This window comes from Fibrobacter sp. UBA2449 (assembly GCF_002342555.1).
In the GTDB taxonomy this organism is placed as follows: domain Bacteria; phylum Fibrobacterota; class Fibrobacteria; order Fibrobacterales; family Fibrobacteraceae; genus Fibrobacter.
Genome location: NZ_DDQF01000004.1, coordinates 26623 through 48952, shown reverse-complemented (window position 1 = coordinate 48952; position 22330 = coordinate 26623). Strand labels below are relative to the sequence as shown.

Sequence of the window (22330 nt, the reverse complement as noted above, 5' to 3'; positions counted from 1 at the left end):
AAACCCGCGCGGGAGCGCTTTTTTGTAACCGTCAGTGGCAAAAGTGATTTGCTTCACGGGATTTTATTGCTAAAACGATGTAAAAATTGGCCGTTTTAGCAATGTTGAGTGTGCGGAAGAAGAAATGGGATACTATTTCTTCTTGATGCGGAAGACTTGCTGCCCCTTGGAATTCTTTCCTTCTTCGAAGTACTCCGTGGCACGGATAAGGGCAGGCCACTTGGCGTAGCCGAAGTTCTTGGGGCTCAGCGAAATCTGGCGGTTGATCTGCTGTGAAATCTTGGATGCGATTGCCCAGCCCGCTTCGTCGGCTTCCTCGCTGATTGCCTTGCGGATGGCGTTCATGATTTTCGCGTTGCCGCGCAGCTTGTTGCGATCAAGCGGTTCGATGTTGTTTGTCGCCTCGTCCGATTCAGTCGGCTTCTTGAACTTGTCGATGTAGATGAAGGAATTGCACGAGTCGATGAACGGCTGCGGCGTCTTTTCTTCGCCGAACCCGATGACCTGTTTTGACTTGGCCCTAAGTTTCATGGCAAGCGGAGTGAAATCCGAATCGCTGCTCACAATGGCGAAAATGTCGATGCTCTCCGTGAACAGGAGTTCCATCACATCGATAGTCATCGCGAGGTCGGTCGCATTCTTCCCCTTCGTGTAGGGGAACTGCTGTATCGGCTGAATCGCAAACGGATGCAGGACCTCTTCCCAGGGGTTGCTCCCTTTCCAGTTGCCATACGCCCTGCGGATGCTCGTCTCCCCGAACTTGGAGAGTTCTTCCATGATGCCGTAGATGGCGTCCGCCTTGGCGTTGTCGCAATCGATAATCAGGGCTATTTTCCTTTCTGTGTCCATATTAGGGAATATATGAAAAAATTTGTGGAAATGGTTCAATTTGGCTAGAAAAAACGGGTTTTATAGAAAATGAACGGCATTATTTTCGCTCAGAGACTTGACTGGAAGACTAATTGTTTGTATATTCGTAGTACATTCTTAGGGACTCTGAGTCGTGTATGCGCTTTTTTTGACTAGGAGTCTAGAATGAATAATACAGGCAAAGCCTTTTCGGAGCAAAATCACATCTGTGATGTGGTTTTTCGCATTTGTTCTCCACTCCCCGGACAAAAAGGATAGATTTACGAGTGTAGGTCTATGGTTAAACGACAAATATAAAGGGAAAGAATTATGGTTATATCTGAAATATCTGAAATTGTTTGGAATATGACAAATCCAAATTCGACAACAATGGAAACAAAGAAGATATTAATACCCGGTGCAGACATCGGTAAACTCGATGAATACGTAAAAAGGGTTATTCAAATCCTGAGAGCCCATAAACCAGAACTCAAAACTATTGGCAATGTGATAAACGTGTTTTGGAATTTTTCGGCATACTTCTTTCTGTGTCATATATACACCGAACTCCGTTTAAACGATCTCTCCGAAGAAAGGGGCTGGTTCAAGAAAAAAATCTGCTATTTTCTAAAAGTTCTAGGCGAAAATAAAATTAAAATTAAAGATGACTGGATCTATTGGCAATACGCCCAAGTGCCGTGGAAGGAATCGCAAAAAGCTCCAAGGAAAAAGCAGACCGCAGAAAAGAGGGCTCAAGAATATCGCAAACTAATTCTCGATAGCTTAGAAAAGCAAGAGCAATGCCGGAATGAATGGAATGCGGAGGCAAAAGCAGCCGTTAAGAAATTTGATCCTGATGTTGATTATGACCAAAAGAAATGCAACCCTGAGTTTGCCAAAGAAACACCATGCGAAAAATCTGACTGGCTTGATGGTCATCTAAAGGCTCTCAAGGGTTTTATCGAAAACGGCGAATGCAATGATAAGCACTTTGCCTATGCGTTGTATTTATTGTTGCGGCAACGCGATCTGGGATTACCGAGACCCGTGGGGGACGAGTTCTTCGAAAAACAATACGACGCAATCATCACTCTAGCATCATTCGCGGCATACGTAGACAATAAGAAAGAACTATTTTCCAACGTCGACAATTATTTGACAGATTATCTTTACTGGTTTCTTCGCAAGGAGCAACCCGGAAGAACGGATCTCGATACTTGGGGAGGCGTAAGCGGTAATATTTTCCATAGTTGCTGTCATATGAACTATGAAGGAGACTTGTATACAATCATCAGAAATAATGACGAACTAAATTCATGGATTCAGCTGATGGGATTTTTTGATCTCATCACCCTTGACGAAGCTTTTATAGTACAGAGATGCTTCGGATATTTATTTGCTCCACCTAGCAGTACAGATTCGATATTTTTTGCAAAATATTTCAGGAATGTCATTCAACAAAAACCAGACAATTTAAAAAATAGACCCGGTTTTGTATTCTGTTTATACTGGCTAACTCATTTCATGAACGAGCATGATTTTAATGAGATATTCTTAGAAGAAGAAACGACTATTACTCCCTCCGATGCATATAGCAAAGAAAACGGCGTTATTCCAATAGAAAAACGCCATTACAAACAACATTCTCTTGAAATTTTACAAATGCTTCTATTTTTTATCCTGTTTGATCTTATGTCAAAATTCGAAAACAGCTTTTTTGAAAAGAAAGAAGTTCTTGTTCCATGGATAAAGAGGATAAAAGATGGGACATGGTGCAATAAAGATGTCCTTCTTGATATGTATAACCATTTAGGTAAAAAAATCAACCTAAACACTAAATTAACAAAGATGCTAAATGATTTTGCGAGCAACGATAAGACGGCAAAATCTATGGTATTACTTATTTACAATCTTTCAAAATTTCTGCGGCAGGATACTCGATGGTTAGTAAATGAAGTTAGCTACATAAAAGAACTACAGAACGAACTTCTCCGTATCCCCGAACACATGAAACTAAAAGAAGCTGAAAAAAATGAGGAGCTATCCGGAGAAAGTAAAATTTCAAGACACCAAGAGAAACTGCGCGATATTGATTCGGGTTTCAAGGTATTATCCTTTATGCAAAAAATTCCATCCTTCCAGAATCTCGTTCTCAGCAGAGATCTTACTGTAAAGATTTTCATAGATTCCGATGTAAACACACTATGTAGCGATAATAAATTTTTTCGCAACCAGTACCGTAGCCTCATCCATGCCAAATACGCCTATTTCGACCGAAATATGGCAACACATTATGCAGCGTTTTCAAAAGTAGAAGACCTTCTCGATCCACGTAATTTTCCTGATTTGCTAACAGCTTTATACGACCTTACGCAAAATAAATTAAACTTACAATGGTTCGCGATGAAGGAGAGTCGCTTTGAGGAAATAGAGGCATATCCTTACTACAAAAAGTTCCTAGCAGAATGCTTGAATAAAATGGAAACGTTTGTATTAAATAATAGTTACTGCAAAGGCTCCATATTTGATGACGAAGGGGAACCTGTCCCCCATAGAAAAAAATTAAAGGAACTTGGGGAAGATTTTTGGGCATCCAGCTCAATACAAAAGGACAAATTGAAAGATTGCCTGAACATTCTATATTGTAACTCCGATTTGATGAAATGGCATTCCGAATACACTGAAGAAAATGACGAAATTGTTGAAAAATATTATGCGGAATATTCCACCGATTTTTGGAATGCTTACAAGTATGAAATGGCGGTTTATTTAATAAAGGTTGCCGTTGAATTGACCATGTTGTATAAGTAATCTTTCACACAATCTGGCCCGCATCCCGCGAGCCAGATTTTTTTATTTACTCTATTGCTTTTTCTTCATTTTTATTGTATATTATAAGTGTCATAGTTGACGATCCCGAATCCAGCAAGTCGCTTGAGCCTTTTGACAATTGCTGGAGTCAAAAGGGGAGGTTCTATGACAGCGATCCATTGACATTTATTAGTAGTCACCTATTGAATCAATAGGTGGTTTTCGGCGTTTTGTCTGCGGCAGTTTTGCGCAGCGCCAAAAGCCAAGAATTCCGTTCCAACCGGACGGGATGTTTCCAAACACATCTTCAACGCAAAATTTTACCCAAGCGAGGTACCCAATGATCTACATCTCTGCCGATAGGCGCATCAACGAATTCTGCAACGCACTCATCCGGAGCAAGCGTTGGGAATTCATTTCAGGCAAAACGCACCCTTCGCTCAGGCATATGTCTAAGGGCGGCTTCAAGACGCTCATCGTGTCGAGTACGCCCAGTAACAACTACGCCTACGAAATGATGCGACGGGAATACAACCGTTACATTCGCGCGTTCCTCATCCAGACCGGCGTCATCATCGCCTAAACATCAACCAAAAAGGGGATTTCACCATGTCATATAGAGACGATTTTCTACAGGCTTTTCAGAATAGAGCCAAATTTGTGCCAGCTGATCAGGCTAGGGTATGCTATCAAGACTTGGCTGGGTTCGGATTAGAGCAGGCTCATCAAAATAGCCGTGATTTTCATGAGTTTACGCACCGATTTTTGATGAACTGGTTGTATGCTCGTGGTGTGCCAGAAAGCGCATGTCATAATGTATCTAGCAGCGCCATGATGACCGCCATACTGCAGGCGAATTACGTGGAAGAGGAGGTCAGCCTGACAATAGGAGATGTTGCGTTTAGGGGTGAGTGGATGTACAAGGTCAGCACAGAAAGCCTTCAGAAAATAATAGAAGAGGGACGAGTGTACGAAAAATCTTTGGATTGCCATGTTTGGCTCACTTATCGTTCCAACCATGTATTTGATCTAAGCGTTCTATACAATCTTAATAAAAGGCAATGGTATAGCCTTAAGGCGGAAGAAGACCCAGTTATTTACTGGAATGATCGAAGTGAGGTGACTAAGTGGGAATTGGAATACAAGCCCATTCTTGTTGATAACGATTTCTTTTTCCGTGTTGATGGCTTGGGTTCCGAAGACCCATTGGGAAAAATCTGGTTGAATAGACCATGATAGTAAAAAACGGAGGTCTCCAAAGACATCTTCAACGCCCTCATACGGAGCAAGCGTTGGGAATTCATTCCAGGTAAAACGCTCCCTTCGTTCAGGCATATTTTCAACACAACAAAGGAGTTATATGACAAAAGAAGATTTTTATGATATCGGATTTTCATCCAATAACCGAGAATTTTGTAGACAGCACGGGTGGGTTGCTTCGTCAGATTCCGAAGGTAATGTATGGTGCCCCAACTGTGGTTGGATAGGCCACATTCCTGTGTATGACGACGATGATTAAGGATGTCTGCTCAAAGAAAGTGTCGTCTAATATGAGATTAAATGACTAAACTCACACCTCCTGCCTGTTTGTAAACTTAAATTTACAAGTGGGCGAGACTATTCATTTTTTTGAGATTTAAATTAAAATAGATCAGAGGAACCTATGTCATTTAACAACGAATTCATCAACACGATAAAAGCTGGAATCCCCGTACTGCAAATATGTACCTACGAATGGGAACGTCTTCAGGGGGTCTGCATACAAATTGCCAAAGAAGAAGGCAAAAAATTTTTCGTTTGGAGTTCCACACAAGGGCGAAAAGAATGGGACTTCGACACCGAAACTTTTGGTGCTTCTGATGAAAATCCCGACCCATCCGCAGTACTCGACTGGTTTAAAGACCCGGAGCAAAAGGAGTTAATCCTATTACTGGAAGATTTTCACCCACAACTTGAAGACTCCCTGATTTTACGCCGTATCCGCGAATGCGTTAGGATAAACCCCAGAACCCGTAAAACACTAATTATCCAAACACTATCTTTTTCAACGATAAAAGATCTTGAAAAAGAAGTCCCTATCCTGGAGTTGCCCTTACCAGGTAAAGATGTTCTGGAAAAAATCTTTAAGGCATCTATTGAAGAACTTGACTTTGACCATAAACCAAGAGACATGTCCAAGGATTTTGATGAGATTGTCAATGCCAGCATTGGCCTTAGCAGTTCCGAAGCCGAGTGGACCTATAGGAAAATTATAGCCGAGAAAGGACGAATACTTGCTACTGAAATTGGGCAAATCGTTGCCGCCAAAGAGGCTATCATAAAGAAAAGCGGAATTCTCGAATATTTCCATCCCGATGCCAGTCTCAACAGTATCGGTGGTCTAGAAAAATTAAAGGATTGGTTGCGGAACCGCGGAAAAGCATTCTCGAATGATGCAAAAAAATATGGTTTGCCGACTCCCAAGGGTGTACTGCTGCTGGGCATTCCAGGTTGCGGAAAGAGTCTGACCGCAAAAACAATTGCGAACGAATGGAATTTTCCACTACTAAAGTTTGACCTCGGAAAAGTATTTGCCGGTGTCGTGGGCGAAAGCGAATCTAATATTCGAAAAGCTCTTTCCCTTGCAGAAACCATCTCTCCGTCAATTCTTTGGATAGACGAAATAGAGAAAGGCCTCAGCGGCTTAGGTAGCAATGGCGATAGCGGAACAAGCTCACGCGTTTTCGGAACATTGCTTACATGGATGCAAGAAAAGAAAAGCGAAGTTTTCGTTATTGCTACGGCGAACGATATCGAGAAATTGCCCGCAGAACTGTTGCGCAAAGGTCGCTTTGACGAAATCTTTTTTGTAGACCTGCCGACCGAATCGGAACGCGAAGCCATTTTCCAGATCCATATCGAAAAGAAAGGCCGCCAGTGTTCGGACTTCAAACTTAAGGATCTCGCCTCAAAGACAATCGGTTTTTCTGGCGCAGAAATTGAGGAAGCGGTAAATGAGGCATTGTTTATTGCGTACAGCGAGAAGCGCGAGCCTCAGCAAAAAGATATAGAACAGGCTATAGAAGGAACGTGGCCTCTATCAAGAACCATGCAGGAATCGATCACGAAATTGCGTCAATGGGCCAAAGCCCGTGCAAAGTTGGCTTCGGAGCCCAACACGGAAAAAATCGAAGCCGACACCAAGGTTCCGAAACTTATTCAGGAAAGGCGCAATATCTTTGCATAGGAAGGCGATTTTAAATGTCGTTCAACCCACGTTATAGAAATAGAACGGTAAATAATGCCGAAAGGACATCGGAAGATCGTGTCCGCAGAATCTTCTTTGATAAATTCTATTTTGAAGCCCTTGTAAACCAAGACAACCCCAGGGATTTAGAACGCAAAAGAGATGCCATTGGGACTGCGGCAAAAGAGTCACTTGAACTATATTTAAGTTTTATAAAAAACTCAATAGATACCGAAAAGAAAAAAGCCGATTATGAATGCAAGTTTAAAATTATAAAAAGCAATGACTCGTATAAACTAGAGTGGCAATATCCCCGTTTTTCTATTTCAAGGTCTCAAATTACGCCTATCATTTTTCTGTTCATGGGTGACAATGAATTGAAAGAAGAAAAAAACCGGCTTATCCTTGAAACACACGACATTATGGTCACCTTTTCTAAGGATGACGCGGTCCTATCGCCAGACAAAAAAAGGATCCTTTCGGTAAAAAATAATCCAGAATGGGACAAGGCGATAGAAAAATTGGGAACAGAGACAAATCTGAGTCTTAATAACAATAAAATCGAGTTTAGTTTCATGGTTCCCAAAATCGCCAAGGGATCAGAAATCGTTCAAGACGGGAAAAAATATGTCATTCGTAATGTTCGCGAAAATGAGCAAAACATTATTTTCGACATAGATACCCAGCGATCTTTTCTCACAACAAAAAGTCCTGTCCGTATAGACAATTATGAATTCTCCATATCTCCAATCCATCCCAAGCCGGAAAAACTATTCTTCAAAAATAATAGGCAACAATGGGATTTTGTGAAAGAAGACGACGAATACTTTTCTGAAGATACACCAGCAAGTCTTGAAGTTTTAGACGAGCAAGGAGAATTATACAGGTTGGTACCCTATAATAACAGTAAAAAGGGGCGCAACAGAGTAATTATACAACTGCTTGACAACGACGATGTCGAAGAAGGCGAAAAGTCCGCCTGCGATTATTTTTTAGAAAATGAAATGTTGCAGGAAATTTATCAGAGCGAAAAGAAAGATTCTTTCAAGGTCATAAAGTCTAGACCTGACGAACACCAACTTTATGTAGAAAAAAGTTCAAAGAACGGCAATAGCCTTGATCCGAATCTCCCCATAAAAATGGTTATTGACACAAATAACCTCATACGGCAACAAAATGCCATTATGGCGCTTTTAAAGACCCCAGTAAACGAGCACCGTAATCTCATAAAACTTTTCGAGAACAAAGATCTTCTCAAGGAAAAAAATCGTAGCATTTGGCCCCAAAATTCCCCCAAAAAAGTTGACGAAGACAAATGGTTTGTCTTGAATAATCGCGCATATCAAGGAACGGAATCACAACGTAATTTCGTCGAAAGAGCCCTAGGAACGAATGACTACATGCTTCTTGAAGGACCTCCTGGTAGCGGAAAGACAACGGCGATTCTTGAATTGATTCTTCAATTCATCAAGGAAGGAAAACGAGTCCTGCTGACTGCATCCACCCATGTAGCCATCGACAACATTCTTGAAAGAATTAAAGAATATCCCGATGTATCCCCTTTACGCATAGGCCGAGAAAATTCTATTGGCGAAACTGTCAAAGACTTTTCAATCGATAGCAAGAAAAACGAGCTCATGGAAAAAGGCTGGGATGGCGAAGTTGCCGAACGCTTCTTATTGGATTCATCAAATTTGGTATGTGGAACAACCATGGGAATTCAAAACCATCCCGACTTCCGATGGAAAAAAGAAGAACGTCGCATTCCTGTTCCATTATACGATGTAATGGTTATCGATGAAGCCAGCAAAACGACCTTCCAGGAATTTATAGTCCCCGCACTATATGCAAAGAAATGGATTATCATTGGAGATGTCCAGCAGCTTTCTCCATATACCGAAAAAGAATACCTCAAAGCGCACCTAACCCAAAGCATTGACGAAAAGACTCAGCAACTATGCGCCATAATCAACCACTTGAACACGCTAAAGTTCAAGAAGAAAAAAGGGTTTGACAATCCAGAATGCATTCCATTCCCGCTAGCCTTGGAACTCCCTACCGGCTGCACCATTGAGGACTTTAAAAAATACAAGACGGAACGATTTGACAAGATTCCTTCAAAAATCGCCTACATAAAAAATAAAAGACTATTCGACTACAATTCGGATAAAGAAATACCATGGCTAAACCTTTATGTAAATGAGTTGCTCCTGCTAGAAGCTAACAACCTGAGCATAGCCATAAACTTTATCCCCGAATCCTACTATATTGTTTCCTTTGTAAACAAAGACACCGCCAATGAAGGCTTTTCGCGAAGGCAAAGACTTCTGGATGGAGAAGAAAAGAATGAAATTAGATCCAAGGATTCAGACAATCTAAAGAATTTCATGTCTCGCTCCTGGTCCGAAGAAGTTTCCTGGAGACTCGTACGCAAATTTGAACGAAGAAACCTCAAAGAGTCGAATTACGAGCAAGACTTGCAAAAGCTAATTCCGGAAAATGACAATAAAACATCGGAAACAATTGAGGATGTTGAGCACATCTTTTTCCCGTCGATTCTTGAACTGCTACAATTGGGGAACAAGGAAATCCAAAAATTCAAGACGACACTAACGGCGGGGTTCGACGAAGAAGATCTCAAGTGTCGATTTGAACGCCTAGATTACCAACACCGTATGCATCCGGATATTTCCAAATTTTCCCGCGAGCATTTTTATGGTGCCCAAAGGGGTGTTGCAGAGCTCAAGGACGGCCAGGAAATAGACCGAAAATGGGGCTACAACAGATACCCGTCACGCGCTGTTTGGCTAGATGTAAAACGCGATAAATTTAAAGAGAGGCAAAATACCAAGGTCAACAAAAACTATACGGAATGTGACGTTATCAAAAGAGAATTAGAGTGCTTTATCCAATGGGCCAAAGATCCAAGTAATTTGCCCGAAAGCAAAAATGGCGAAAAATGGAATGTCGCAATTCTTTCGTATTATCGCCCCCAGGAAGGCCTTATTCGAGAAATGCTCCAGAAATATACCGGCCAGCCAAATAAAATCTCGCACTTTAAAAAGGACAATGTAGAAATCCAGTTGTATACCGTAGATAAATTTCAAGGTCGAGAGGCCGATATTGTTTTTATCAGTATGTGCCGGAATAAGGGAATCGGTTTTATGGATAATACGAATCGAATGAATGTTGCTCTAACGCGAGCGAAATATCAAAGGGTTATTGTTGGAGATAAAGTACTTTTTGAAAATAAAAAACATTTTTCAGACGAACTTCGAGACCTCGCAAAAAGAAGTACACCATTTAGCGGGTAGGTGACAATATGCAAATTGAATTGAAACAAAACATCAACACCAAAACCATTCGCTTTCTTGGCGAAGTAGCTATTCGTGACGAACAAAAGTTTGAAACATATAAAGATATCATTAAAGGCTCTCAAAATGAAGCTGAATTGAGCGATCATCTTTTGCGTGAAGGCATTGCAAAAAGTGCCGTATCTGAATTTTGCAAGACATTAAAAAGACTTAGAATTATAGATAAAGAGGGAACAATCTCGCGGCAACCTCTTGTCGGCGAGTACGGGGACTATGTTTTAAAGTATATCGCTACCGACAATGAAACCCCGTATAACAGGCTTCCGATAAAAATGGACCGGTATGTTCAGGAAAGCGGCGGTAGTGAGTATTCTGAATCAGGTTTATTGAATGCAATACAAGAAGCCCAAGGCAAGATGCGAGCAGAATCTGCCGTATGTTCCATTTACAGGATAGATTCTCCAATTCTTAGAAAAATTGAAGAAAGAGAGGAACAAATTTCAATAGAAATCAATGATAGCGATGATAACTGGATTTTACGAATTCAGAACAATATTTTTGAGATGACGGAAAAAATGCCATTCCGCAAATTGTTTAATGACGAATTGATAGCCGAAGGAGGACGGTTCTATTTGAGGCTGCCCTTCGAAAAAGCACAGAAAATACCCAATTCTGCAAATGTAATTGATAGTTTCTCGGCATCATTTAGCGAATCTATCAACACAGACTGGGGCAAGTTTAACGCATGTTACAAAAATGTAGATGTTTTGCCTATCGATCAAGAAGTATCTTCCTGGTATAACGAAATCTTCAACAGGACTCTTAAAGTCAACGGGTACCTTTCTCAAGACGACCTAAAATTTAAATGGGACGAGATTCTAAGAGATAAAGTCGTGCTTCAACGGGAAGAATACAAAAAACAAATAAAACCTTTCAATTATAGCGACCTCATTGAGCGTTATCAACCACAACAGGAAGAATATTGGTTGCTGCAGGCAGCGACGGATCTAAATCCATATTCCGATATCAAGACCATTCGCCGCTCTAACGGCTCTATCAATATTCCTGCCAATGACAAGGCTGACATACAGGATATTTTGGATAGTTGGAATGCTTTGAAAAATGCGCAGACCATTATGATTGTGGACCCATACGCAAATACATTCCATGCTATAAAAACACTAAAGAAGATATTTGACAGCCTAGACAATCCGCCTCAAAGTGTTCAAATCATTTCTCTTCGAGATGATAGCAATCGATCAGAAAAACAGCGAGAGGAGGTCAAAGACTTTGAAAGGCAATACAATGTCGATTTTGAAATCTGGGAAAAACGAAAAATTCCCCATGACCGTTATTGGATTCTAGACAATTCTGCATTTACTATAGGAATTAGCCCCAATGAAATTTGGGTAAAGAACGATCACATTGAAATAAAGCAACAGATTAATATAAATCCGATTGACATAGATAAACTTCCGTCCGAAATTAGGGAATGGAGCAAGTAAGTATGGCAGTGATTAAAGCTATAACCAAAGAAAAAGTTGTTGATAATTCTCAAAAGCAACTGCATTTTTTTGAGTGCAGCAAGAATTCCCGCACAAAGGATGTTTCTAGCGATTTGCTTTCTGCAATCAATGATGCGGAACAAACGATATGCATCGCATCGACATCAAATATTGAGGATTCTATCAGAGAGCCCCTCCTGAAAAAAATACGAGACCGAATCCGGGTTTACGGAATTTTCCGCGATTTCGAGGTTTGTTCAAAATCACTTGCTTGGTTTGATGACAAAAATCCAGCATTGTTCAGAAGTAATGAGGCGCTACAGAATGACTTCATCATTATCGATAATAAAATCGCATTCTTATTCATCAATCCTCTAAATAATATCGATAAGAACACTTGCATTACATTCTCAGATGACCATGTTAAGGATTTGTTCTATTGGTTTACACACACTTTTTGGAATAGCGATGAAAAAGAACACATTCTGAAAGATATCAGATCGTGTAAAGAGTCTCCTTTTTCCATCCCCGCTACGTCACGCCAAACTATAAACATTTCAGAAACACTAGACAATCCGTTCGAAGCTATAGAATCTTATTACCCTCAAGACGCAGGATTCAAGCCCCGCTTGAAAAAGGAAAGGGAAGAAAAAAACGATATCATCCAAATTCTTTCAAACCAGATCAAAAATCCCTTGTTCAAAAACGAGAAAAAATGGAAAATAGGGAATTTCATCCTAGACATTATTGATTTCGAAGGTCCGGTCAATACATGGAAAGAGGCTTACGGCCCCTTATCGAAAGTTCCAAAATCATTCATTGACTTTGACAAGAATGACTGGAATCCGATTACAAAGCAAGATTCTAAAAAAAAGAAACTGGCAAAGCCCTATATAGTCGACACCATTGAAGAGATGGATAGCAAGGAACCTCCTGAAAGTGATATGGAGTGCGAACCGTATGCAATGGAAACGTGTTTTGAGTACATCGTTCAACCACCAAGTAAACCAAAAAATGCGGACAAGGCCACCATATACAAACAATATGAGCACCTAAAAAATGGACATGACAATAATATCAAGAGAATTAAAGCGGAATTAGAAGATTTAAAAAATAAAGATTGTATTAAAGAAGCTCCTGGCTTGAACCGTGAAATATCCCAGAATATAGAGTCTATAAAAAAAGAGGAAAAGGCTGAGTTTAAAACCATGCCTATAACTGAAATTGAAAACATTGTAGACAAATGGAACCCCGACAGCGAAGGAAATTGGGTCCGTCAACTAATCAATTTAAAAGTTGGCATAAAAAGGGTAGAATTTGAAATTAAAAACCGAGATGACATTGACAAGAAAAAACAAAACAAGCAGCAAAAAGAAAATGATAAAGCACAAAAAAATTCTCGAATTGCGGAATTAGACAAGGAACTTGTAGATTTTAATCCCAAGATTAATGATCCTGCTAAAAAAAATGAAATCCAGAACAGTATCGCAGCTATAAAAAAACAATTGGAAGATTTTGAAAAGCGCACTAAAGACAAGGAAAAATCCGAAGAAAAGGATGAAAAAAATTTTGATAAGGGCGCTAAAGAAAAGGCTCTTGCAGCCCTAGAAGAGGAATTACGGAATTATGTGCCAAAAAATCAGGATTCAAAACAAAAAAGTCGCCTTGAAGGAGAAAAACGCTCCCTTGAAAATGCAATAAATCAATTAGATCGAGATATCAAGAATATCGAAGGCGATATTGAAGCGATTGGAAAACGCGTGTTCAACGAAAGCGAAACGCAAAAAAGTTTTGAAAGTACAAAGAACAACTACACAAGAATCAAGAAACCCGACTTTCTACTTCCTGATGTTGGAGAACTCTTTGAAACCAAAGACACCTTCTATCTTGAAATTTTTGATGACAAAGATTTAGAGCGAGCCAATGAACTGGTAAATCGTTATACAGGGAAAAACTATAAAGTCGTAGCAAAGGTATAATATGAGTTTGAAAAGAATCGTAAAAGGGAAAATTTTCATCACCGATCTACTGTTGGCACAGGAAATCTTGAAAAAATATCCCGGCATTGCAGTAATAGAAAATCATCATTTCACGGGGCGAACAAACGGATTCCTCGCTCCGGCTTTGGAAAGCAATATCCAATCCATTGAAAATGAATACCGCATGCGGTTAGAGGAAAAACAGCGTGCGCTTGAAGAAGAACGTATCCGGCTTGAACGGGAAAGAGCGAAGCTTGAAGAAGAAAAAAGACTCGTGTCAAATCAAGAAGAAATCTTAAGGCAACTCATTGAGCTTGAAAAGCAACAGCAAGCCAATAAAAAAGAAATATCCCAACAACAGGAAGAAGCCAAAAAGGTTGAACCGGAAATACAGAAATACCGCCAAGAACGACTTGACCGGATTACCGCCAACGCAGCCAAAAAAGGGTATGTCATAAAGAAAAAAATTGTCGAGAACAACAAGGTCAAACTCATCCTGCAACGAAGAGATGCCTAATGATTAATTTAAGCCACATTGAAGAAGGCAGTTATGTTAATGGCGTTGGCAAGCGTTTTGTCATCTGGGTGCAAGGATGCAATTTTCATTGCCCTGGATGCGGGAATCCTGACACATGGTCTTTTGAAACAAAGAATTTATTTTCTTTTCAAAATTTATTCAGCATAATATTAAAGGAATCAAATATAACTGGAGTAACGTTTAGTGGCGGAGAACCGTTCTTACAAGCGAGCGATCTATTTTTATTGGCAAAAGAGATAAAAGAAAAAACAGATTTGACTATTCATATTTTTACAGGATTTGAACTGGATGAATTGAAAACAGAGGAACAGAAAAAACTACTGAATCTTGCAGACACGCTTGTTTACGGTCGGTTCGATTGCTCTAAACCCAATAATAATCAAAAGGTATGGCATAATCCCCAAAGCCGGGAATTTTGGGATTTCAACAACACTGATGTCGAAATAGATGTGACGGAAAATGGAGATATAAACATTAGTGGTTTTCCCACTTTAGATCTTATCAGCGATATGGAGGATATCCAAAATGAAGGAATTTAACATTGAAATAGAAATCGACGAAAATGGAAATATAATAGCGGACACAAGGGGCTTTCATGGCAAAGTCTGTGAACAAGAACTTGACGACTTGTTGGAAGGTATAGATGGAGAATCCGAGGACAAGAAAAAACCGGAATATTTTGCAAAAGAGCAGATTGTTACTAAGACCAATATCAAAAATAAGTTGTAATAGGAACTTTAAGCAAAATTCTCATTTTCCCCGACCTTAGCGCTCGGGGAGTTTTAATAACCCAAATTTAGGTTTTTAACACAAAAGATTATGCTTAAAAACCCTATCTTGGGCTTTTATAAAATTGCTGTCATTTCGAGCTCAGCGCTGCCATCACATCTTCCGCAATCTGCCTGGGCGTGAGGCGGTTCCTTTCCATGAGTTCGCCGTAGGGAACCTTGTCGTAGAATTCCTTCTTGAGTCCCTTCACGAGCACGCGCATGTCGCTGTTGCCGTAGAAGCGGGCAATCTTCTCGCCGAAGCCGCCATCGACCACGCCGTTTTCGAGCGTCACGACAACCTGATGGTCGGCGCACAATCCCGTGAGCGTAGCTTCGTCGATGCCCGTGGCAAATCGCGGGTTGATAATGGTGGCGTCGATTCCCTGCTTGGCGAGTTCTGCTGCGACTTCTTCGGCAAGGGCGTAGTAGCTGCCGAGACCGATGAGCGCCACCTTGCTTCCGCGCTTGTCAACCTTGAATGTGTTGAGCTTGGAGTAATCAGTGTCGAATTTTACGCTGCGGTGTGCAACCCCGTTCGGGATGCGGATGGCCATGGGGTGTTCTGTCTGGTCAATGGCGTAATCCATCATGGCGATAGCTTCTTCTACGCAGGTGGGGCAGAGGTAAACTAGGTTCGGGATGTTGCTCATCATCGCGATGTCGAAAATGCAGAGGTGCGTGGTGTCGTTCATGCCGTCGGCGCCGGACATGGTAATGAGCAATGTAGCCGGGTTGTTGTTAGCGCACAGGTCCTGCGAGAGCTGGTCGTAGGTGCGCTGGATAAACGTGCTGTGCGTGCTGTACACGGGCTTTGCGCCGCCTTTGGCAAGTCCGGAGGCGAGTGCGACGGCGTGTTCTTCGGCGATGCCCACGTCAATGAATTGCTTGCCCGCTTCTTTACGGCGGTCGGCAAAGAATCCGATACCTGCGGGCACCGCGGAATGGATTACGACGACTTTCGGGTCGGCTTTGATTTTTTTCATCAGGTAGTCGCCGAGAATGTTGCCGTACGATTCACCGTTGCCCCAGTTCACCACGCCGGTGGGAATGTCGAAGGGAGCCGCCCAGTGGAAACCTTCCTTCGCGTTTTCGGCGAAGCTGTAGCCCTTGCCCTTGAGCGTGTGGATGTGCACCACCACGGGCTTCGTGGAATCTTTCACCTGCTTGAATGCGGCGATGAGCGATTCGATATCGTTACCTTGTTCTACATACAGGTAGTCAAAGCCGAGGCTCTTGAAATAGTTGTTTTCGCTCTTGCCCTGCGTGGCTCGGAGTTCCGCGAGGCTCCCGTAAAGTCCGCCGTGATTTTCGGCGATGGACATTTCGTTATCGTTCACGACCACGATAAAGTTCGTCGCGTATTCGCCTGCGTTGTCGAGGCCTTCGAATGCTTCGCCGCCGCTCAGGGAACCGTCACCGATTACGGCAATCACGTTGCCCGATTCTCCCTTGATGTCGCGGGCGGTCGCAAGCCCGAGCGCAAGGCTTACGGAAGTCGAGGTGTGGCCAATCATGAACTGGTCGTGTTCGCTTTCGCAAGGCTCGGTGTAGCCGGTGACGCTCCAGTACTTTTCCGGATTCAGGAACGCCTCGGCGCGGCCTGTCAAAATCTTGTGGGTGTAACTCTGGTGGCTGACGTCGTAGACAATCTTGTCCTTGGGTGATTCAAAAACGTAGTGCAGCGCGATGGTCGGCTCCACGAATCCGAGGTTCGGGCCCAAATGGCCGCCGCATTTTGAAATCTTGTTCAGGAGCGCCGTGCGGATTTCGGCCGCGAGCGCCTTGAGGCTTTCCATGTCCATCTTTTTCACATCAGCAGGGGATGCAATCTTTTCTATCAGCATAGGGTACCGTCTTAAAGTTGTTCTAAAGTAAATATACAACCTGCTGCGCTTTTTATTCTTCCCGAAAACACTTTTTCTGGTTCTTACAGGAAACAGGCGATATCGTTTATTATTTTTTCTCCTATGCGTCGCGTTTTATACCTGCCTTGCCTTCTTGTATCGGTGCTGTTTATCGCCTGCTCCGAGTCGTTTACCGACCCGCGCGATGGCCAGAGCTACGACGTAGTGAAGATTGGTGGCCTTACCTGGTTTGCGGAGAACCTGAATTTTATGACCGAGGGGAGCGTGTGCCCCGAGGGCGACAGCCGCAAGTGTTCCGAATACGGGCGCCTCTACACCTGGGACGATGCGCGCACGGCGTGCCCCGAAGGCTGGAGGCTACCCGATAGTGCCGATTTCGCGACCCTCGTAGAACAGGCGGGCGGTGCGGATTTTGCGAGCAGCATGGCAGTCGCGGGCGAAAAACTCAAGTCCACCGGCGGGTGGTTCAAGAAGGGGAACGGCACCGACGCGCTCGGCTTTAATGCTCTCCCCGCAGGGTATCGCGGTGAAAAATACGACGGCATCGGCGGCTACGCCTACTTCTGGAGCGCAACTGCCACGCCCGACGATCTCGCGTATTACCTGTTCCTCGATTTCAGCAGCAAGGCCGCAAGCATGAACGCCTTCCCCAAGGGGGACTTCCGTTCCGTGCGCTGCGTCAAGGCCGCGCAAGCGGCGCAGTAAATGTCTTGCGGTTGAATAAACTCCGCGAGCGCCTATAGCAAGTAGTCCATGCGGATATTCCGCATGCTTTCGAATAAATTAGCCTTGAGGGTGGAATTGCCCTTGGTGAGGCTCTTGATTTCTTCGCGTATTGTCTTGCGGTGGCTCGCCTTTGAGAACTCGCAGGTGCAGGTGAACTTGCGGATGTCCGCGTCCTCTGCATATTCGATAATCTCGCTCTCTTCGCAGTAGCAAAGCGGGCGTATAATGCTGCACGGGTACTTTTCGTAGGGTACCATCGGGGGCATGCCGCTGAACTCGCCCTTGTAGAGCATGTTCATCAGGAGCGTTTCCACGATATCGTCCATGTGGTGGCCGAGCGCAATCTTGTTGTAGCCGTTTTCGCGGGCGAACTTGATGAGCTCGGTGCGGCGCTGCGTGCTGCACCAGTAGCAGTTGAGGCTGCGCCCTTCCTTGAGGCGGCCTTCTACCGCCACGTCCTTGAAGTAAAACGGAATCTGCGGGTACTGTTCCGCCATCCGTTGCAGAAATTCGCGCGGGGCCTTGTCGGCAAAATCGCTCTGGATATGTATCGCACCGATTTCGCAGTTCGGCAAAAACTTGCCCATGCGGTTTGCGAGTTCCATCAGCAGCACGCTCGAATCCTTGCCGCCACTTACGGCAACGAGCACCTTGTCGCCGTCTTCAATCAGATTGAAGTCGTGCAGCGCCTTGGTAATCTTCTTGCTGATGCGTTTGCGGATTGCGTTTGCCATTTCATCTATAATATAAAATTATAGGTGGTAGGGCGCATTCTAGTAGAACAGCTTCACGAGCAGAGTACCCACAATTGTCGAGACGATGACGCTCACGAGGCCCGGCCGCATAAAGCTGTGGTTCAGCAGGTACTTGCCGATGACGGTTGTGCCCGAGCGGTCGAAGTTCACGGTCGCGATATCGGAGGGGTAGTTCGGGATAAAGAAGTACCCGTACACGCTCGGGAGCACGCCCAGGAGTACCGGGCCTTCGATGCCGAGGCTGTAGGCGAGCGGGAGCATGGCTACCACCACCGCGCCCTGCGAGTTGATGAGCACGCTCACCGCGAAGAACGCGAACGCGATGGCCCACGGGTAATGCTGCACGATGTCCTTGAGGCCGCCCTGCATCACGTCCATGTAGTTCGCGAAGTAGGTGTCGGCGAGCCATGCGATTCCGTAAATGGCGACGACGGCGACCATGCCGCTCTGCCACACGGCGCCCGCCACGGCCTTCTTGGGGGCTGCCTTGCAGAAAATAACCATGAACGCGGCCGCAGCAATCATCACAATTTGGATGATGATGTTCATGGCGAGTGGCTTCATTTGCGCCACGCCGTCAATTACTTTACCTGTAGGGAACTTGGGGCGAATGTCGTGGCCCGCAATCTGCATAATGGAGAAGAATACGATGACGGCGAGGGCACCGAGGAAAATGAACACGGCGCGCTTCGCTTCCTTGGAGACTTCCTTGTCGAGCACGGAAGCGGTATTCCCGTACATGTATTCCTTCATCTGCGGGTCCTTGAGGCGCGCCTGGAATGCCGGGTCCTTGTCGAGGTCGAGCCCGCGCTTGTACGAGACGGCTGCCGCGGCCATGAGGCCGCAAAGGCACGCGGGAATCGTAATCGCGATGACCTGCAGGTTGTTGATGTTGAACCCGTTTGCGTTTGAGATAATCACGAACGAGGCGACGGCTGCTGCAATGGGCGAGCAGGTGATGCCGACCTGCGAAGCGACCGAAGCTACGGCGCACGGGCGTTCCGGACGGATTCCCTTCTTGAGGGAAATGTCGCAGATAATCGGCATGAGGGTGTAAACCACGTGGCCGGTGCCCACGAGAACCGTGAGGAAGAATGTGCAGAGCGGGGCCAAAATCGTGATGTGGTTCGGATGCTTGCGCAGGAGCCTTTCCGCAATCTGGATCAGCCAATCCATGCCGCCCGATGCCTGCAATATGCCGGCGCAGGTCACCGCCGCGATGATGATGTAGATGACGTCGGTAGGCGGCTTGCCCGGCTGCAGGCCGAAACCGAGTACGAGGATGGCAAGGCCGATTCCCGAAATGGCGCCGAGGGCAAGGCTCCCGTAACGCGAACCCACGTAGAGGGCGAGGAGCACAATCAAGAGCTGGATAATCATCAATGTCATGGTTTTAAAATAATCTTTTTTCCCGGAAAAGGGTTTGGCTTTTTTGATAATTCTCCGTAAAATCAGGACGGCACAAAAACGGGTCCCGCTCGTGCGGAACCCTGTTTTTAGTTTATCTGTATACGTAACAGCCTGTCAGGACTGTTAGTCGTCGTTCAGATGCGTCGGCATCAGGAGGAAGCTGAACCCGAGGTTGTCGCCCACCGGTTCGATGATGCAGGCACCAATCGGGTTGTTCATCTTCATGATGGCTTCTTCGCTCTTGCACATGCCGAAGATTTCGGTGAGGTAGCGGCCATCGAACCCGATGCTGAAGTTGCCTTCGCCGTTGTGCGTCACCGCGATGGCTTCGCGGGAATCGCCGCCGACATCCGGGTCGCTTGCGGAAAGTTCCATGGTGTTGCCGTCGATCTGCAGGCGCACCTTGTGGGTGCGGGCGTTCGCCATCGAGAGCACGCTCCTCATCTTGTTCAGGAACTCGGTCGTGTTCATCTGCACGGTGCGTTCGAAGTTCTGCGGGATCACGGCACGGTAGTTCGGGTACGGGCCTTCGAAGAGCTTCGAGATGACCTGCGTGGATCCGGTGTTGAAGAGAATGTGCGTGGCCGACGTGCGGATTTCGATGGTCGCGTCGGACTTCGCCATATTGAGGATAAGCTGGAGTGCCTTCTTCGGGATGATGGCGCCGTTCGTGAGGTTCGCGCCTTCCTGGTCGATGGAGGCACGGCCCAGACGGTGACCGTCGGTCGCAATCATAGAGACGGTGCCGTCCTTCGCTTCGAGGAATACGCCGTTCAGGTTGAGGCGGATGGCATCGGTCGAGCAGGCGAAGGTCGTCTTCTCGGCGAGGAATGCAAGTTCGCTAGCGGCGAAGCTCAGGGATTCGCCCTCGGCAACTTCGGGGAACGGCGGGAAGTCGCTTGCATCAAAACCGGTGATGGAGGCCTTGCCGCGTTCGCTCCACTGGATGGTGGCGAGGAAGTCCTGCACGTCGACGGATACGGTCGTGATGCTCGGGTCGACGAGGCTCTTGATGAGTTCGAGAAGCTTGCGTGCGTTGATGACCACGGAACCGTCGCGTTCGCCCTGGACTTCGACCTTGACCCTGATACCGAGGTTCAAGTCGGTCGCGCTCACTTCGAGGAAGTTGCCTTCGAGGCGCAGCGCGAAGTTGTTGAGAATTTGGATGGTGGACTTATTGGGGACGGCGTTGATGGCTGCCTGCAGTACATCCTGGAAAACGGTTTTTTCAATAACGAACTTCATTTTTTAGGCACCTCTTTGGATAATAGTCGTACCGACAAAGAATACGACTGCGATAACGGCCAAAGCCACGATCACCCACTTGTTCATGGAATTGCTTTTCTTTGGCACGAAATTCTTTGCATTCTGCTTTGCGCGTCTGCGTTCGCTTCGACTCATGTTGTGTCTCCGTTGATTTTAACAGTGAAAAACTACTATTTTTTAGAGGCGAAAGAGGAAAGGAACATGAACGAAACGGCAATAAATAAGCTCAAAACCAAGGCGAAGGACCTTGCGGGCTCCGCTTTGGCGAGGGTTGAACTGGCGACGGAAGAAAGCCGCCTGAAAACCAGGTTCCAGTCCCTGGGCCAGAAGCTGTACCAGGCGGTCCGCGGGGACCTGCTCGGGACAATCAAGGACGATCCGGCCGTTGTGGAACTCCTGGGCGAAATCGAGGAGGGCAAGCGGCGTATCGAGGATCTCGAAAAGAAGATTGCCGGGGAGCGTCCGTAGCCTGTGCGAAAGATTGAGATACATACCTTCTCCGAAAGGACGTCCGGCAGCAAGAGCTTCCGCGTGAGCCCGATGCGGCTTGTTGTCATGGGGATATGCTTCGTGCTTGCCGTCGTGGGGTTCGTGCTTTTTTCTCCCGTGAAGATTGTGGACAGTGTCGCCGATGGCGACGCCGTATCCGTGTATCGCCAGAATAGGGGTATCTCCCGCGAGATAAAGAAGGTTCGCGAATCGGTGGACGAGACGATTCTCCGTGCAGAAGAAACCAAGCTCCTGCGCGACAGTACCGTCAAGCTCAGCGGGCTCGGGTTCACGCTCGATGATGCCTTGGCCGACGACGGTGCGAATGGCCTGTACCCACGGAAAAGTATCCGTGAAATCGAGACGACCTTCAAGAACCTGCTTAATGGAGTCGAGAAGAATCCTGCTCTTGCCGCATCGATTCCGGTGTTGCATCCGCTCAAGAACGGCCATGCTGTCAGGAACCGCTTCGAGATGATCCATGACCCGTTTACCGAAATAGACCTGCCACACCGCGGAATAGATTTTGTCGCCGATGTGGGGGATACGGTCTACGCGACCGGTGCGGGAGTGGTGGCCGAGGTGCGTTCTCATCGCGGGTTTGGCCTCTCGGTCAAAATCGAACATACGCCCGGGGTCAAGACTTTCTATGCGCACTTGGGCCAGTCGCTGGTACAGCAAGGCGAACGTGTCCATCGCGGTTCCCCGATTGCCATTGTGAACGAGAGCGGTCGCGAATCCGGAGTCGGGCTTCATTACGAGATTCGCGTGAATGGCGTGCCCGTAAATCCGGAAGACTATTTTATAACAAAGTAACGTCAAGGCGA

Annotated in this window: 19 protein-coding genes; 13 read left to right on the top strand and 6 right to left on the bottom strand. The window is 45.3% G+C overall.

All coding sequences use genetic code 11. The annotated features are described in order from the left end of the window. Positions 1 to 132 precede the first annotated feature (132 nt). The gene (locus B4B27_RS01220; protein WP_290722868.1) at positions 133 to 849 is read right to left on the bottom strand and encodes an NYN domain-containing protein; all 717 of its coding nucleotides are present in this window, start codon (positions 847 to 849) and stop codon (positions 133 to 135) included. Positions 850 to 1179: 330 nt separating this feature from the next. On the opposite strand from B4B27_RS01220, the gene B4B27_RS01215 reads away from it, so the two are divergent. The 10 genes from B4B27_RS01215 to B4B27_RS01170 all read left to right on the top strand — a co-directional run bounded on the left by B4B27_RS01215 (position 1180) and on the right by B4B27_RS01170 (position 14951). Continuing rightward, positions 1180 to 3660: a hypothetical protein gene (locus B4B27_RS01215; RefSeq protein ID WP_290722866.1), complete on the top strand. Its 2481-nt coding sequence runs from the start codon at positions 1180 to 1182 to the stop codon at positions 3658 to 3660. A 340-nt stretch (positions 3661 to 4000) separates the two neighbouring features. Beyond that, positions 4001 to 4243: a hypothetical protein gene (locus B4B27_RS01210; RefSeq protein ID WP_290722864.1), complete on the top strand. Its 243-nt coding sequence runs from the start codon at positions 4001 to 4003 to the stop codon at positions 4241 to 4243. A 26-nt stretch (positions 4244 to 4269) separates the two neighbouring features. Beyond that, positions 4270 to 4896: a hypothetical protein gene (locus B4B27_RS01205; RefSeq protein ID WP_290722863.1), complete on the top strand. Its 627-nt coding sequence runs from the start codon at positions 4270 to 4272 to the stop codon at positions 4894 to 4896. Between the two features lie 427 nt (positions 4897 to 5323). Beyond that, on the top strand, positions 5324 to 6886 hold the full coding sequence (locus B4B27_RS01200; protein ID WP_290722860.1) for an AAA family ATPase: 1563 nt from the start codon (positions 5324 to 5326) through the stop codon (positions 6884 to 6886). Positions 6887 to 6900: 14 nt separating this feature from the next. After that, the gene (locus B4B27_RS01195) at positions 6901 to 10200 is read left to right on the top strand and encodes an AAA domain-containing protein (RefSeq protein ID WP_290722858.1); all 3300 of its coding nucleotides are present in this window, start codon (positions 6901 to 6903) and stop codon (positions 10198 to 10200) included. 8 nt (positions 10201 to 10208) lie between these two features. Further along, positions 10209 to 11705, top strand: a complete 1497-nt coding sequence (locus tag B4B27_RS01190) for a hypothetical protein (RefSeq protein WP_290722856.1) — start codon at positions 10209 to 10211, stop codon at positions 11703 to 11705. A 2-nt stretch (positions 11706 to 11707) separates the two neighbouring features. Continuing rightward, positions 11708 to 13684 (top strand): hypothetical protein, encoded by a 1977-nt coding sequence (locus tag B4B27_RS01185; protein WP_290722854.1) that lies wholly within the window; start codon positions 11708 to 11710, stop codon positions 13682 to 13684. Positions 13685 to 13691: 7 nt separating this feature from the next. Beyond that, on the top strand, positions 13692 to 14201 hold the full coding sequence (locus B4B27_RS01180; RefSeq protein WP_290722852.1) for a hypothetical protein: 510 nt from the start codon (positions 13692 to 13694) through the stop codon (positions 14199 to 14201). Further along, complete coding sequence (locus B4B27_RS01175) at positions 14201 to 14761, top strand: 4Fe-4S single cluster domain-containing protein (protein WP_290722849.1); 561 nt, start codon at positions 14201 to 14203, stop codon at positions 14759 to 14761. The genes B4B27_RS01180 and B4B27_RS01175 overlap by 1 nt, the downstream gene beginning before the upstream one ends. Continuing rightward, positions 14748 to 14951 carry a hypothetical protein gene (locus tag B4B27_RS01170; RefSeq protein WP_290722847.1) on the top strand — a complete coding sequence of 68 codons (204 nt, stop codon included), beginning with the start codon at positions 14748 to 14750 and terminating at the stop codon, positions 14949 to 14951. The genes B4B27_RS01175 and B4B27_RS01170 overlap by 14 nt, the downstream gene beginning before the upstream one ends. A 130-nt stretch (positions 14952 to 15081) precedes the next feature. Here B4B27_RS01170 and B4B27_RS01165 read toward each other — a convergent pair whose 3' ends face one another. Next, positions 15082 to 16836, bottom strand: a complete 1755-nt coding sequence (locus B4B27_RS01165; RefSeq protein WP_290722845.1) for a 1-deoxy-D-xylulose-5-phosphate synthase — start codon at positions 16834 to 16836, stop codon at positions 15082 to 15084. A 123-nt stretch (positions 16837 to 16959) separates the two neighbouring features. Between B4B27_RS01165 and B4B27_RS01160 the strand changes: the two genes are divergently transcribed. Continuing rightward, the gene (locus tag B4B27_RS01160; RefSeq protein WP_290722843.1) at positions 16960 to 17562 is read left to right on the top strand and encodes a fibrobacter succinogenes major paralogous domain-containing protein; all 603 of its coding nucleotides are present in this window, start codon (positions 16960 to 16962) and stop codon (positions 17560 to 17562) included. Positions 17563 to 17594: 32 nt separating this feature from the next. On the opposite strand, the gene B4B27_RS01155 is transcribed toward B4B27_RS01160, so the two are convergent. The 4 genes from B4B27_RS01155 to B4B27_RS01140 form a co-directional block, all read right to left on the bottom strand. Beyond that, on the bottom strand, positions 17595 to 18317 hold the full coding sequence (locus B4B27_RS01155) for a tRNA 2-thiocytidine biosynthesis TtcA family protein (protein WP_173366043.1): 723 nt from the start codon (positions 18315 to 18317) through the stop codon (positions 17595 to 17597). 39 nt (positions 18318 to 18356) lie between these two features. After that, complete coding sequence (locus tag B4B27_RS01150; RefSeq protein ID WP_290722840.1) at positions 18357 to 19727, bottom strand: anaerobic C4-dicarboxylate transporter; 1371 nt, start codon at positions 19725 to 19727, stop codon at positions 18357 to 18359. A 144-nt stretch (positions 19728 to 19871) separates the two neighbouring features. Further along, positions 19872 to 20993: a DNA polymerase III subunit beta gene (dnaN, locus tag B4B27_RS01145; protein WP_290722839.1), complete on the bottom strand. Its 1122-nt coding sequence runs from the start codon at positions 20991 to 20993 to the stop codon at positions 19872 to 19874. A gap of 3 nt (positions 20994 to 20996) precedes the next feature. Continuing rightward, the gene (locus tag B4B27_RS01140) at positions 20997 to 21149 is read right to left on the bottom strand and encodes a hypothetical protein (RefSeq protein ID WP_173366045.1); all 153 of its coding nucleotides are present in this window, start codon (positions 21147 to 21149) and stop codon (positions 20997 to 20999) included. A 66-nt stretch (positions 21150 to 21215) separates the two neighbouring features. On the opposite strand from B4B27_RS01140, the gene B4B27_RS01135 reads away from it, so the two are divergent. Together B4B27_RS01135 and B4B27_RS01130 are read left to right on the top strand one after the other, a co-directional pair. After that, a complete protein-coding gene (locus tag B4B27_RS01135) occupies positions 21216 to 21482 on the top strand; it encodes a hypothetical protein (protein WP_173382086.1) in 267 nt (88 codons plus the stop codon). 3 nt (positions 21483 to 21485) lie between these two features. Continuing rightward, positions 21486 to 22319: a M23 family metallopeptidase gene (locus tag B4B27_RS01130; RefSeq protein WP_173366047.1), complete on the top strand. Its 834-nt coding sequence runs from the start codon at positions 21486 to 21488 to the stop codon at positions 22317 to 22319. The last annotated feature ends 11 nt before the right edge of the window (positions 22320 to 22330 follow it).